Source organism: Roseateles sp. P1_C1_2, assembly GCF_056406535.1.
This window is the reverse complement of the sequence record NZ_JBFUAB010000042.1, coordinates 1-13,390: the sequence shown is the minus strand read 5'-3', so window position 1 is coordinate 13,390 and position 13,390 is coordinate 1. Positions and strand designations below refer to the sequence as shown.

Sequence of the window (13,390 nt, the reverse complement as noted above, 5' to 3'; positions counted from 1 at the left end):
AAGGCGGGCCGGCTAGGGAGCGGCCCGGCGCTCGGCCCGCAAATCACAGCCATCGGGCGATGATGCCGGTGTGAAACCTCCCATCCTGAACTTCTCGACGATCCAGGCCGTCGTCGAGATCACCGCCACCCTGGCCTTCGCGCTGTCCGGCCTGCTGGCCGGCGCGCGCAAGCACCTCGACGTCGTCGGCCTGTGCATCGTCGCGGGCCTGTCGGCCTTTGGCGGCGGCACGCTGCGCGACGTGCTGCTAGACCGCCGGCCCTTCTTCTGGGTCGAGCATGCAGATTGGCTGTGGGCGCTGATGGCGCTGTCCTTCGCCGCCATGCTCTTCCTGCGCCGCCGCCATCTGGCGCTGACGGAGAAGGCCATCCAGTGGCCCGACGCGCTCGGCCTGGGCCTGTTCACGGCCAACGGCGCGCTGATGGCACTGGACATGGGCCAGCCGCCCATCGTCGCGGTGCTGATGGGCGTCATCACGGCCACCTTCGGCGGCGTGCTGCGCGACATCGTCTGCAACGAGATCCCCGCGGCCTTTCACGACCACCGGCCCTATGCGCTGTGCAGTTTTGTCGGCGGTTGGGTGCTGGTGGGGGCGGTGCAACTGCAAGCGCCGCAATGGGCCGTCATCAGCGCTGCGGCCGGCACGGCCGTGCTGCTGCGCGGCGTGGCGCTGTGGACGGGGTGGACGCTGCCAGCCTGGCGGATCAACGCCAAGCGCTGAACAGAAAGAGGCCCCGCACTGCGGGGCCTCTTCGTTGACGGGGCCGCTGCGGGCCGGAAGGCTTACCAGCCTATGGTGTAGGTCACCGTCGTCGGCGCCGTCGTGTGCAGCGACGGGCTGAAGTCACCCACGTCGTCGTAGGCGAAGCCATAGGCCTTCTTGTTGATGCTGTGGTCGTGCCAGAACTTGGCGTACCAGTTGCCCAACTGACCGGCCGGGTAGTGCGCGGTCTGCACATACCAGTTGGCCGGCTGCTCGATCACATGGCGGTTCAGCGCGGCGCAGACCTGGGCCTGCAGCTGCAGCTGCGTGCCGATGTTGGTCGGGCCGCCGCTGGCGTCCGCCAGCAGGCCGGCGCCCAGCAGCACCATGGCGGTATCGGGCTTGCCATTGATGTAGAAGGTGCCGGCCGGCGAGCCGCCCGTGAACGTGAAGCGGTCACCGCTGACGCGGCCGCGGAAGGTGCCGAGGTTCTGCAGCGTGAAGACGAGGTCTTCGTTGCGGTAGCGGGCCCAGACGGCGTCGATATAGGGCTGGAGATAGTTGGCGTTGGCCTGGCCGGGTTTGAAGGTGCCGTGGGCCGGGGCCATGATGCGGTAGGGCGAGTACGGTGACTGCGCGAGGGGCTTGAACTGCGCCGGCACTTCAGCGATGAACTTGCTGAAGAGCTGGTCGCGGGTTTCGGTCAGCGCTTCGCCGACGGTCTGGTCATAGCCGCCACCGCCCTGCACGCGCAGCTTCAGCGGGAAGCCGAAGTGGTCGACACGCGTGGTGTTGATGAAGATGCCCTGGTCCGGCTGGCCCAGCGGGATGATGGCCATCTCGCCGAAGTCGAAGTAGACGTCGATGTTGGGGTCGGTCGGGTTCTCGATGTTGGCGCCGGCGTAGCCGATGTTGCCGTTGCCATCGACGACGACCTTGATGTACATCGGCGAGCCCACCGACATCAGGATGCGGGCCGAGTTCAGCGCCGGGATGGTGATCGAGCGCGTGGCGCTGAGCTTGTGGAAGTAGTTGGTGTACGTCTGGCCACCCTTGGTCAGCGCGCCGTTGTCGGCGGTGGACATGGGGATGAAGTTGCCCGCGGCATCCACGCGCACGAACTTGCCGGTGGCCCAGTCCTTGCCAATGATGGCCCAGTAGACCTGATCATCGGGCCAGCGGCCGCCGGTCTGGTTGACGATGTTGAAGGTCGTGCGGCCGTTCCAGGCACCCGTGTTGGTGCTGGTGCCGACGCGGTAGGACGAGGTCAGGTCGTTGAAACCGCGGTTGACGAGATTGGGCTCGTTGGCCGTCAGCACCAGCGAAGCGCCGCCGTAGCTGACGTCGTTGAACAGCGTGGCCTGGTAGCCGGCCTGCACCTTCACGGACGACACGCGGTCGTTCCAGGCGGCGCCTATCCAGCTCGAATCCGCGCTCGCGCAGAAGCTGTCGCCGGTGTAGTTGATGTCGGCGTAGAAGCAGACCGGCCCGCTCGCCACCGGGGGCGTGCCGACGGTGTAGCTGAACTTGGGCGTGTCGTAGGCCGGCGTGCCGTTGTTGTAGGTGAACCAGTAGCCGATCACATTGCCCGTGGCGACGGTGATCTTCTGCTCATGGCGGCCATTGGCAGCCGTCATGCGGATGTTCTGCTGCGGGCCGTTGTTGACGGTGTAGTGGGCGTCGACCCAGGTGGTCGACACATTGGACTTGAACCAGATCGTGGCGGTGGTGCCGCTGACGTCCACACCCTGGGTGTAGTCCTGGGCCAGAGCCGGAGTCGCGCCGAGCAGGCCGAGCACCAGCAACCAGCACGCGCCGAGCAGGCGCAAGCAACGCAAAACAAGATTCACCTTTGTCTCCTTGCCCGCTCGTCGTCAAGGATCGGCGGGTCGTTCGGGGTCCCAACGCTGGGAGAGGGCGGAATGGCCCATCCCTGGCCGGTGTCTCGACTGCGATGACCTACTGCCGGCCACGGCATGCAGTCGCTGCCGGGTCAGGTCGCCATCCGAAAACCGCATGAAAGCGCTTTCAGAATTGCACAGCATCGTCCCGGGAGACGCGAGAAAGCGCTTTCATGGAAAACCCGTGCGAGACGTTTTCATGAGTCGCTCGCTTCAGGGACAGGAAATCCACCAAAGCAAACGGCCGCCTCAGGGGCGGCCGTTGATGGGCGAAAGCTGTTCAGCGGAACTCGCTCATTCCTTGATCGCCGACAGCAATTGCGACAGTGCCTGTTTCGCCACCGATTCGCACAGGCTGTTCATGCCCTGGAAGGCATTGGCCGAATAGTCGCTGGCGACGTATTCCTTGCCGCGAAAGCTCAGCTTGGTGGCCAGCTTGTCCTTGCCCGCAAAGATGCCCAACATGACCCGCGCAGCCGGCGGGCGCTGGCGGTATTCCTTGATGACGATCTCGGCACTCTCGGCAGGGGCGACGGTGAAACCCTTGGACGTCGCCTGGGTTTCGTAGCTCTGCTCGATCAGCGGGCCGACCTTGGGGTTCTGCTCGCAATCGCCGCAGTCCCACCGCACGGACAGACGGGGCAGCACCTTGGCGTCGCTCGCCGAAGCGGGCCTTGCTGCCGGCTCTGCCGCAACCACGGGGGCCGACGCGGGCGGGGACGGCTGGGCCTCCTGGGCGGCGGCCTGGAGGCTGAGCAGCAAGGCGGCGCTGGAAACGAGGACGGCTCTGGACATCAAGGGCATCTGCGGATCGGTGGGAGCTGTTGAGGGGCGCGATGGTAGCAACGGCACCGCCCTCATTTGAGGCTTCACTCCCCCTAGGCTTGCAAGCATCGGGTGACGCGACCAACTGAGTTCTCGCCAACAAAAAAGGCCGCCCGAGGGCGGCCGTGATGCAGTGATGCCTGGCGCCGGCTCAGAGTGCCAGGCGCGCGCGCGCTGCCGCGTATTCGCGCTTGAGGCGGCTGATGAGTGCTGCCGCCGGCACGATCTCCTTGACCGCGCCAACGCCCTGGCCGCTGCCCCAGATTTCCTTCCAGGCCTTGGCCGCGCTGCCGCCGAAGTTCATCGCGCTCGGGTCGCTCTCGGGGAGGTTGTCGGGGTCCATGCCAGCGGCCACGATGGAGCCGCGCAGGTAGTTGCCGTGCACGCCGGTGAAGAGGTTGCTGTAGACGATGTCGTCGCTGTTGCTGGCAACGATCATCTGCTTGTACTCGTCGCTGGCGCGCGCCTCTTCGGTCGCGATGAAGGCCGAGCCGATATAGGCCAGGTCGGCCCCCATGGCCTGGGCGGCCAGGATGGCATCGCCCGTCGCCATCGAGCCCGACAGCGCCACGGGGCCGTCGAACCATTCGCGGATCTCGTGGACCAGTGCGAAGGGGCTCTTCACGCCGGCATGCCCGCCCGCGCCGGCCGCCACGGCGATGAGGCCGTCGGCGCCCTTCTCGATGGCCTTCTTCGCGAACTTGTTGTTGATGATGTCGTGCAGCACGATGCCGCCCCAGGCGTGTACCGCGTTGTTCACGTCCTCACGCGCGCCCAGGCTCGTGATGATGATGGGCACCTTGTACTTGGCGCAGACCTGCATGTCGTGCTCGAGCCGCTCATTGCTCTTGTGCACGATCTGGTTGATGGCGAAAGGCGCGGCCGGTTTGTCCGGGTTGGCGCGGTTGTAGGCCGCCAAGGTCTCGGTGATCTCGGCCAGCCACTCGTCGAGCAGCTCGGCGGGCCGGGCGTTGAGCGCCGGCATGGAGCCGACGATGCCGGCCTTGCACTGCTCGATGACGAGCTTGGGGTTGCTGATGATGAACAGCGGCGAGCCGATGGCCGGCAGCGGCAAGTTCTTCAGGATGGGGGGCAAAGCCAAATCAGTCTCTCCTAGTCAGTTGAGGTCGGAGCACGCGCACGGTGCGCGTGTGGTCCAACCCGCAAGATCATCAGAATGCTTCAAGCGACAGTTCGGTCACGCTGTCCGCGCCGTCCACGATGGCGGCCCGCAGCGATGCGGTGCGCGGCAGGATGTGCTCGGCATAGAAGCGCGCCGTCGTGATCTTGGCGGCCATGAATTCCTTGTCAGTCGCCAAGGCGTCTTCCGCAGCCATCAGCGCGCGCGCCAGTTGCCAGCCGGCGACGAGATTGCCCGCCAGCATCAGATAGGGCACCGAGCCAGCGTAGGCCGCGTTGGGGTTGCTCTTGGCCGAGCCGGCGATGAAGCCGACGGCGGCGAGGAAGTCCTCGCGCGAGGCGCGCAGCGCCTTCAGCACGGCACGCGCGGCCACGCTGTCGCGCTTGGCGAGTTCACCCTCAGTCACCTCGATCTGCCCGGCCACAGCGCGAGCGAGCTGACCACCGTCACGCGAGGTCTTGCGGCCCACCAGGTCGTTGGCCTGGATGGCCGTCGTGCCCTCGTAGATCGTCAGGATCTTGGCGTCGCGGTAGTACTGGGCCGCGCCGGTCTCCTCGATGAAGCCCATGCCGCCATGCACCTGCACGCCCAAGCTGGTGACCTCCAGGCTCATCTCGGTGCTGTAGCCCTTCACCAGCGGCACCATGAAGTCGTAGAAGGCCTGGTTCTGCTTGCGTGCGTCCGCATCGGGGTGGTGATGCGCCGCGTCGAAAGCCGCAGCCGCGGTGCTCGCCATCGCACGGCAGCCCTCGGTCAGCGCGCGCATCGTCATCAGCATGCGGCGCACATCGGGGTGATGAATGATGGCGGCGCTGCCGGCCACCGAGCCGTCCACGGGGCGCGACTGCACGCGGTCCTTGGCGTAGCCGACGGCCTTCTGATAGGCGCGATCGGCCACCGCGATGCCCTGCAGGCCCACGCCGTAGCGGGCTGCGTTCATCATGATGAACATGTACTCCAGGCCGCGGTTCTCCTGGCCGATCAGCGTGCCGATGGCGCCGCCGTGGTCGCCGAACTGCAGGACAGCGGTTGGGCTGGCCTTGATGCCCATCTTGTGTTCGATCGACACGCAATGTGCGTCGTTGCGCGCACCCAGAGTGCCATCGGCATTCACCATGAACTTGGGCACCAGGAAGAGGCTGATGCCCTTCACGCCCTCCGGCGCGCCCACCACGCGGGCCAGCACGAGATGGACGATGTTCTCGGCCATGTCGTGCTCACCGTAGGTGATGAAGATCTTGGTGCCGAAGACCTTGTAGGTACCGTCGCCCTGCGGTTCGGCACGCGTGCGCACCAGGGCCAGGTCGGAGCCGGCCTGTGGCTCGGTCAGGTTCATCGTGCCGGTCCACGAGCCGTCCAGCAGCTTGGGGATGTAGACCGAGCGCTGCTCGTCGCTGCCCGCGGTCAGCAGCGCCTCGACGGCGCCGTCGGTCAGCAGCGGGCACAGCGCGAAGCTCATATTGGCCGACTGCAGCATCTCGTTGCAGGCCGCGGCAATCGTCTTGGGCGCGCCCTGGCCACCGAACTCGGTGGGATGCACCAGGCCCTGCCAGCCGCCCTCGGCGTAGGCGCGGAAAGCCTGCTTGAAGCCGGGCGTCGTCGTGACCACGCCGTCCTTCCAGCTCGACGGATTCTTGTCGCCCTCGAAGTTCAGCGGCGCGATGACGTCCTCGGTCAGCTTGGCGCACTCTTCCAGCACGGCGGCGGCGGTGTCCAGGCCGAAGTCGGCGAAGGCAGGGACTTGTTGAGTCAGGGTCTCCAGGCCAGCCAGGTGCTGGATGTTGAAGAGCATGTCCTTGACGGGAGCGCGGTAACTCATCTGTTACTCCATGAGAAAACAAAACGGGCGCCGCGACAGGTCCAGTCGGGGCGCCCGGAGTGGGGTCAGTGCAGCGAATTACAGGCTGGCAACCAGCTCGGGCACGGCCACGAACAGGTCGGCTTCCAGGCCGTAGTCARCCACCGAGAAGATCGGGGCTTCGGCGTCCTTGTTGATGGCGACGATGACCTTGGAGTCCTTCATGCCGGCCAGATGCTGGATGGCGCCCGAGATGCCGCAGGCGATGTACAGCTGCGGCGCGACGATCTTGCCGGTCTGGCCGACCTGCCAGTCGTTGGGGGCATAGCCCGCGTCGACGGCAGCGCGCGAGGCACCGAGGGCGGCGCCCAGCTTGTCGGCCAGCGGCGTCAGCACTTCCATGAACTTGTCGTTGGAGCCCAGGGCGCGGCCACCGGACACGATGATCTTGGCGGCGGTCAGTTCGGGGCGGTCGCTCTTCGTCACTTCACGGCCGACAAAGCTGCTCTTGCCGCTGTCGGCAGAAGCGGCCACGGTCTCGACGGCAGCGGCGCCACCGGTGGCGGCAGCCGGGTCGAAGCCGGTCGTGCGCACGGTCAGCACCTTGGTCGCGTCGCTGCTCTGCACGGTGGCAATCGCATTGCCGGCGTAGATGGGGCGCTCGAAGGTGTCGGCGCTGATGACCTTGGTCACGTCGCTCAGTTGAGCCACGTCCAGCAGCGCGGCAACGCGCGGCGCGACGTTCTTGCCCGCAGCGGTGGCGGGGAACAGCAGGTGGCTGTAGCCCGAGGCCAGCGCGATCACCTGCGCTGCGACGTTCTCGGCCAGGCCTTCGGCGAGGGCCGCGGAGTCGGCGTGCAGCACCTTGGTGACGCCGGCGATCTGCGCAGCAGCGGCGGCAGCGGCGGCGGCGTTGTGGCCGGCGACCAGCACATGGACTTCGCCGCCCGTGGCAGCGGCGGCGGTGACGGTGTTCAGCGTGGCGCCCTTGATATGGGCGTTATCGTGTTCAGCAATGACGAGTGCGGTCATCTCAAAGTCTCCAAATCGGGGGCGAGCGGTCAGATGACCTTGGCTTCGTTCTTCAGCTTGGCGACGAGGGCGGCCACATCGGCCACCTTCACGCCAGCGCCGCGCTTGGGCGGCTCGCTGACCTTCAGCGTCTTGATGCGCGGCGTCACGTCCACGCCCAGGTCGGCCGGCTTGACGATGTCGAGCTGCTTCTTCTTGGCCTTCATGATGTTGGGCAGCGTGACGTAGCGCGGCTCGTTCAGGCGCAGGTCGGTCGTGATGACGGCCGGCAGGCTCAGGGAGACGGTCTCCAGGCCACCGTCCACTTCACGCGTGACGGAGACCTTGTCGCCGGCCACTTCCACCTTGGAGGCGAAGGTGCCTTGCGGCATGCCGGTCAGCGCGGCCAGCATCTGGCCGGTCTGGTTGCAATCGTCATCGATGGCCTGCTTGCCGAGGATGACGAGCGAGGGGCCTTCCTTGTCGACCAGCGCCTTCAACAGCTTGGCAACGGCCAGCGGCTGCAGCTCGACGTCGGCCGGCGTCTCGACCAGGATGGCGCGGTCGGCGCCGATGGCCATGGCGGTGCGCAGGGTTTCCTGGCACTGCGTGACGCCGCAGGACACGGCGATCACCTCGGTGACAACGCCCTTCTCCTTCAGGCGCACGGCCTCTTCGACGGCGATCTCGTCGAAGGGGTTCATCGACATCTTCACATTGGCGATGTCGACGCCCGTGCCGTCGCTCTTGACGCGCACCTTGACGTTGTAGTCGACGACGCGTTTGACAGGAACCAAGACCTTCATCGGAAACTCCAGCTCGAATTGACGTAAACGTTAACCAGATTCTAAGGGGCGCTCCCCGTGGGAGCCGCGCTTAAAAAAGCACGATCGTTCGATTCTAGCCAGACCCTTGTTGACGGCGGGCGAAGCTTTTTTGGAGAGGCCTCTCGAATTCGTGAAGCTAGACTGCTTTTTGCCCATGCAGATTGATCCCCACACGCGCCGCGAGATCGGCGTCTTCGACTCCGGCGTCGGCGGCTTCACCGTGCTGCGCGAACTTCGCACGCAGCTGCCCACGGCCCGGCTGCGCTATGTGGCCGACACGGCCTACGCACCCTATGGCAATCGCAGCCCCGAGGACATCCAGGCGCGCAGCATCGCGATCACCGAGCATCTGATCGCCCGGGGTGCTGAACTCATCGTCGTCGCCTGCAACACGGCCACGGCTCACGCCATCGAGACCCTGCGGGCCCGCTGGCCCGCCCTGCCCTTCGTCGGCACCGAGCCCGGCATCAAGCCTGCTGTCGCGGCAACACGCAACGGCCGCATCGGCCTGCTGGCCACGCCGTCCACGGCCGCCAGCGCCAGGCTGCGGGCCTTGATCGAGCGACATATCGGCGATAGCGAAGTCATCGTGCAGGGCTGCCCCGGCGTCGTCGACCGCATCGAAGCCGGCGACCTGGACAGCGCTGAACTGCAATCCCTCGTCAGCCGACATTGCGAGCCCTTGCGCGCCGCCGGCGTGGACACGGCGCTGCTGGGCTGCACGCACTACCCCTTCATCGAGCCGCTGTGGCGGGCCGCGCTCGGCCCCGGCGTCGAACTGTTGCGCATCGAGACCGCCGTCGCACGCCGAGCAGCCAACTTGTGGCCCCAGGCTGAGAGCGAGCCGGCGCTGGACATCGAGACCAGCGGCGATCCGGTCGCGCTGCAGAGTTGGATAAGCCGCGTGCTGGGCTGGCAAGGCATGGCCGTGCACGCCTGGCAACCGGAAAACAAAAACGGCCAGCAGGTGCTGACCGTATAGAAGACTGGTGCGCGGGACGGGACTTGAACCCGTACGCCCCTTTCGAGGCGGTGACGTATTAGCAGGCTACCCCAAAATGGACACTTGCGATCGGTTGTAAATCAACAGGTTAGCGTCGGCGGTCTGTCCATCCGACGCAATGGCACTATTGACACATCAGCACCCGATGTGTCCACGTCATAGAACCGGGTTCATGAGGACGGTGAGTCGTCCAGCCCGCGCCTGTCGAAGCTCTTCCCGCAGCGTGTAGACCTCTTGTAGCAGGCACACCTCACGCTCAAGGGCTTGATCCAGTCGCCGGTTGAGGGCGGCGACTTCCTCCTTGAGAGCGGGCAGCGGATCCGCGGCAGCTTTCTTCTCGGCTTGCGCTTTCGCAGCTTCGTCGATGGCTGCGATGAGCTCGGCATAGGCCGGTCTGGACCGCTTGATGCTGCCCCTGCCGCTCCTGGCCTCCAACGCCACGGTGTCGTTGTTGATCGGCGCGCCTCGATCTACGAGCCGCTGCAGTGCAGCGAAGTATTTCTCGACCTGGATCTTGGCACTCATGCCGCCCGCTCCGTGAGTTGCTGACGAGCCTTCAGCAGCACCCGAAGGTGATTCGCTTCCAGCCGGTGCTCAACGCTTCCCGACTCGCCATCTGCCAGCCTGGCTACCACTGCCTCTTGGGTCGTGATGACAAGGTTCAGGCGCTTCCCCGCGACCACTTGATTCACGCAGTTGGACTCCAGGCAATCGAACGGGATCGGCTGGAGCGGCTTGCTCACACACTCCTCAGTCGACACGCAGCCGCCAAGCGGGGTCTCGCGATAGGCCAGCTTCCCCTGCTCAAACAGCTTCAACGTGTCTTGGCGGTTTCGCGATGAAATCGTCAAGGCCATGCGCTCAGCCCCTCGCCCCAGGAAGTCGTCGTCTGAGAACAAGAGGCCAAGGGTGTAGCCAAAGAACGAGCTTTCGGCTTTGGCGGCATTCCATTCGTGGCTGAAATGATCCTTGTCAAAGACAAGATTCACCGCGCGCGAGTAGCCGTCCGAATAGTAGGAGCGCATCTCGTCGGTGACGTGTTGCAGTTGCGCCTTCAGAGCTGGAAGTGTCACCATACCCGAGCGATGGGCATAGACGCTGAGGCTGCGGCGGAGCTGATGGAAGGCCAAAGGCCAGCGCATCCCCACTCCGATGCCTGCCCGTTGCCATGGCCTGTCGAGCTCCAGACTGTTCAGCTCGTCGAGGTCAGCGGCGGTCACGGCCGGGCATATCGCATCGTTCAACAGTGCTTGATGCACACCGATCGTTCGGTGGTTCTTCTTGCGAAATGGATGTTCAGTCGAGCAGAACAGCAGCGCCTCTTGCCCCTTCGATGGCTTGCGCCCGTCCTCCTCGAAGATCGCTTTGGCGATACGTTGTGCCAAGAGAATCGCACGATGCCCCTCTCGGCTTGTGATCCACGACGTCCTGGTCTTCACGCCGCGGTTGAGCTTGTGCGTGTAGCCGTTGATGACGTAGTGCCGGCTACCCCGGTCCTCGAACTCTTCGACGACGTTCGCCAGGGGCAAGATGCCTACCTCTCCAACTCTCATGCCCGAGAAGGCAGCAACCGTGTGCATCAGGCTGACCTGGCAGCGGTTGATGCGGAACGCGATGAAGTGGTCTAGCGACGCCCCGTGCTTCGGGTCATAGCCACTGGCCTTCATCAGTTGTAGCACCTCAGCCAGGGATTGGCCGCGATGCTTCTTTCTCTGGCCCTTTGTGGCTCCGGACGCAATGGACCTGGTCGCCGCCATGTTTTGGCGATACGCGTTCAGCAACGAATCAAGTTCCTGCTCAATGTCGTCTAGCTCAGCTACGAGCCCGCGCAGGATGGCGCAGTAGACCGCCGACGGGATGAGCGGTGTTTGTCTGTTCGCCGTGCGACCGCGGTCCGCAGCGGTGATGAGCTCTCGGAGCCGCTGAAGTGGGAGCTTCATCCCCACATCCAAAGCACTGCCGTGCCGTGCCAAAGTCTTGACCAAGGCAGAGGTGTGTCGGACATAGGTTTGGCTGAGCGACTCCAGCTCCTCGGCGACGTGCTCGGGGCTCCCAAGAATGCTGAAGAGGTCGATCCCACGGGCGATGGCTTTGCTGCACCATGCCGCGGCAGCGTAGCTGGCCCGCCGGACCGTCTCGGGTGCTCTCATCTTGCCGGCATCCATGTGAAGCCACATCAACGCCTTGTGCTGTTCACGGATGCGGGCAACGAGTACGCCGTCTACTACCCCTTGGAGATTGAAGAAATGCAGGTTGTTTCCGGAGGTCCCATCCGTGCTCTGAGCACCGAGATTCCAGGACGCATCGCCATACCTAGACATTGCGTTGCCTTCGGCGTCTCGGCTGACAACAAGCGCCAAGTCGAAGAACGGTCGCACGTCGGGAAACGTGTCATTGCTGCCCACCTGGCCAGAGGGACTGTGTTCGACTGGGGAGATTGCAAACTGGTTCATTCCGTTCAGGGTCGCGTTCTGGGACTCGGAGACTTGTGCGCGGTTTAGCGGGCGCCAGCGGCTGTCACGCCTGCCGGAGCATTCCGAGCAGATGGAGCTGCTGCAGCTTTGCAGCCCAGTACCGACTGAGATTGCCAAGCTCCTCAACGTCAATGCGCGCTTGCTCGTACATCTCAGGAGCGCGCTCGCGTAGCTCTGCCAGTACCGTGTCGATTCGGTCCTTCACCGCTGCGTACGCCTTGTCGGATCTCGCCGACTCACCCTGCAATGGAGCGAGGCGCTGTAGAACAAGGCGACATGAAAGAAGCTTCCGAGTGTCCTCAACATCCGCGTGGACGCGGAACTGAGCACAGAAGAAACAGCCCTCCGTCTTGTCACAAGCCGGCTCGATGACGGGGTCCTTCTCGAGGGCGATGGGTTTGCCGTGCTCCCTACAGCCGCCGGCCGGGGTTGAGACAATCTGCACCCCAGAACCGCCACCATCATCACTGGGCAGGATTGCGGTCTCGAGGGAGGCGAGAAACTGCCCCATCTCACCCCTACGGACGTCTTCTTGGGCGTTGCAATACGCCATCACAGCCGTCTTGGTGGAATGCCCCAGCGTGTCTGCGGCGGCCCTCACGCCCTGCTTACGAACCACACTTTGCTGCTTGAACGAACGAAGCTGTCTGAGAGTGACTTTCGGAAGCTCAGCACCAATAGCCTTCACCTTTCCACGCAGGTAAGCCAGAAAGGAGCCGTCTAGCGGGCGTATCGCCACTGGCTCGGACTTGGCATTTCCTACAACGCGATACCAGCACTGAACGAATATCGGCGCGACGTCAGCCCCCCCCAAGAGCGCCACCAGGCGCTCGCGGAGCGTCAGGTAAGTCGTCCATCGACTCAGCGTGGTTGTGGTGAGATTGACCGGCACCAGCTTGCCGCCAGCACGTAGCTTGACCACCCGATGGGTCAGATTGACTCGGTCCGGGTTGGCCAGTTGGTCCAGAAGATCGTCTGGCTCTTCAAAGCGCTGAATCTGTGCGAGGTTTGCCCCCGAGTCCCCGATCGCCAGGCCAGCGAACGCAACGCAGGCCAGCTCGAGCAGGCGACCATCGGAGTGCACGCTCGCGTCTAGATTGACAAACTGGGAATCGTCAGTGGCTGACAAGCGAATCGTGCGGAAGCTATGCACACTGTCTTGACGCAGGGGTCCCGACAGCTCGCGAGCCACCGAGTCAAAAATCGCTTGCAAGGTCGACATCAATCGACCCACATCGCGGTCTGCTGGCGCGACGGTGCCTAGATTGCCGCGCCGGTTCGACAAAGGCTCAATATCGTCCTTGAACTCCCGGCAGTGCACCTCGCTCAGCAGCCAAATCGCGCCCTGGTCTCTTTGCGCGGCCGTGCCGCTCACCAACTGGTGTGACTGCAGCATCTGGCGAAGGTACGTGTGGTGCCCCCTCAGTGCCTCTAGTGCGAGGCCGGCGTCCGTCAATATGAATCGCCCCGGGTTCCATGGAGGCCGGTTGGTTTAAGTCAGGCGGGCATCGCGGCCTGATTGGCAAGTTGCCGGTAGTAGTTTGACTCAGCCTCGGCGGGCGGGATGTAGCCGATGGGTTCGAGCAGCCTGTGGTGGTTGAACCAGGACACCCATTCCAGCGTCGCCAGCTCCAAGGACTCCTTGGTCTTCCACGGCGCCCGGCGATGGATCAACTCGGCTTTGTAGAGGCCGTTGATCGTCTCAGC

General features: G+C 64.6%; 12 protein-coding genes. 2 read left to right on the top strand and 10 right to left on the bottom strand.

Annotated features, from left to right (window positions below):
• Window positions 1-70: 70 nt before the first annotated feature.
• On the top strand, window positions 71-721 hold the full coding sequence (locus AC1D2H_RS29200; protein WP_477929550.1) for a trimeric intracellular cation channel family protein: 651 nt from the start codon (window positions 71-73) through the stop codon (window positions 719-721).
• Window positions 722-783: 62 nt separating this feature from the next.
• Here AC1D2H_RS29200 and AC1D2H_RS29195 read toward each other — a convergent pair whose 3' ends face one another.
• From AC1D2H_RS29195 to AC1D2H_RS29170, 6 genes are all read right to left on the bottom strand, one after another.
• Window positions 784-2,553 carry a beta-1,3-glucanase family protein gene (locus tag AC1D2H_RS29195; protein WP_478013329.1) on the bottom strand — a complete coding sequence of 590 codons (1,770 nt, stop codon included), beginning with the start codon at window positions 2,551-2,553 and terminating at the stop codon, window positions 784-786.
• A 345-nt stretch (window positions 2,554-2,898) separates the two neighbouring features.
• Window positions 2,899-3,399, bottom strand: a complete 501-nt coding sequence (locus AC1D2H_RS29190) for a hypothetical protein (protein ID WP_477929546.1) — start codon at window positions 3,397-3,399, stop codon at window positions 2,899-2,901.
• A 181-nt stretch (window positions 3,400-3,580) separates the two neighbouring features.
• Window positions 3,581-4,531, bottom strand: coding sequence for an NAD(P)H-dependent flavin oxidoreductase (locus AC1D2H_RS29185; RefSeq protein ID WP_478013328.1), 951 nt, complete (start codon window positions 4,529-4,531; stop codon window positions 3,581-3,583).
• Between the two features lie 70 nt (window positions 4,532-4,601).
• On the bottom strand, window positions 4,602-6,389 hold the full coding sequence (locus AC1D2H_RS29180) for an acyl-CoA dehydrogenase (RefSeq protein ID WP_477929542.1): 1,788 nt from the start codon (window positions 6,387-6,389) through the stop codon (window positions 4,602-4,604).
• A gap of 78 nt (window positions 6,390-6,467) precedes the next feature.
• The gene (locus tag AC1D2H_RS29175) at window positions 6,468-7,400 is read right to left on the bottom strand and encodes an electron transfer flavoprotein subunit alpha/FixB family protein (protein ID WP_478013327.1); all 933 of its coding nucleotides are present in this window, start codon (window positions 7,398-7,400) and stop codon (window positions 6,468-6,470) included.
• A 29-nt stretch (window positions 7,401-7,429) separates the two neighbouring features.
• Window positions 7,430-8,185 (bottom strand): electron transfer flavoprotein subunit beta/FixA family protein, encoded by a 756-nt coding sequence (locus tag AC1D2H_RS29170; RefSeq protein ID WP_478013326.1) that lies wholly within the window; start codon window positions 8,183-8,185, stop codon window positions 7,430-7,432.
• Between the two features lie 175 nt (window positions 8,186-8,360).
• On the opposite strand from AC1D2H_RS29170, the gene murI reads away from it, so the two are divergent.
• Window positions 8,361-9,188: a glutamate racemase gene (murI, locus tag AC1D2H_RS29165; protein ID WP_478013325.1), complete on the top strand. Its 828-nt coding sequence runs from the start codon at window positions 8,361-8,363 to the stop codon at window positions 9,186-9,188.
• Window positions 9,189-9,365: 177 nt separating this feature from the next.
• Here murI and AC1D2H_RS29160 read toward each other — a convergent pair whose 3' ends face one another.
• From AC1D2H_RS29160 to AC1D2H_RS29145, 4 genes are all read right to left on the bottom strand, one after another.
• Window positions 9,366-9,734: a hypothetical protein gene (locus tag AC1D2H_RS29160; RefSeq protein ID WP_478013324.1), complete on the bottom strand. Its 369-nt coding sequence runs from the start codon at window positions 9,732-9,734 to the stop codon at window positions 9,366-9,368.
• The gene (locus AC1D2H_RS29155; RefSeq protein ID WP_478013323.1) at window positions 9,731-11,662 is read right to left on the bottom strand and encodes a hypothetical protein; all 1,932 of its coding nucleotides are present in this window, start codon (window positions 11,660-11,662) and stop codon (window positions 9,731-9,733) included. The genes AC1D2H_RS29160 and AC1D2H_RS29155 overlap by 4 nt, the downstream gene beginning before the upstream one ends.
• 64 nt (window positions 11,663-11,726) lie before the next feature.
• Window positions 11,727-13,079, bottom strand: coding sequence for a hypothetical protein (locus AC1D2H_RS29150; protein WP_478013322.1), 1,353 nt, complete (start codon window positions 13,077-13,079; stop codon window positions 11,727-11,729).
• A gap of 101 nt (window positions 13,080-13,180) precedes the next feature.
• A partial coding sequence (locus AC1D2H_RS29145) for an IS3 family transposase (RefSeq protein WP_478013321.1) occupies window positions 13,181-13,390 on the bottom strand: 210 nt, incomplete at its 5' end.

Coding starts and splice junctions, on each gene's coding strand:
- AC1D2H_RS29170 (WP_478013326.1), bottom strand. CDS start 8,185: ATGAAGGTCTTGGTTCCTGTCAAACGCGTCGTCGACTACAACGTCAAG.
- AC1D2H_RS29160 (WP_478013324.1), bottom strand. CDS start 9,734: ATGAGTGCCAAGATCCAGGTCGAGAAATACTTCGCTGCACTGCAGCGG.
- AC1D2H_RS29180 (WP_477929542.1), bottom strand. CDS start 6,389: ATGAGTTACCGCGCTCCCGTCAAGGACATGCTCTTCAACATCCAGCAC.
- murI (WP_478013325.1), top strand. CDS start 8,361: ATGCAGATTGATCCCCACACGCGCCGCGAGATCGGCGTCTTCGACTCC.
- AC1D2H_RS29155 (WP_478013323.1), bottom strand. CDS start 11,662: ATGAACCAGTTTGCAATCTCCCCAGTCGAACACAGTCCCTCTGGCCAG.
- AC1D2H_RS29190 (WP_477929546.1), bottom strand. CDS start 3,399: ATGTCCAGAGCCGTCCTCGTTTCCAGCGCCGCCTTGCTGCTCAGCCTC.
- AC1D2H_RS29150 (WP_478013322.1), bottom strand. CDS start 13,079: ATGCTGCAGTCACACCAGTTGGTGAGCGGCACGGCCGCGCAAAGAGAC.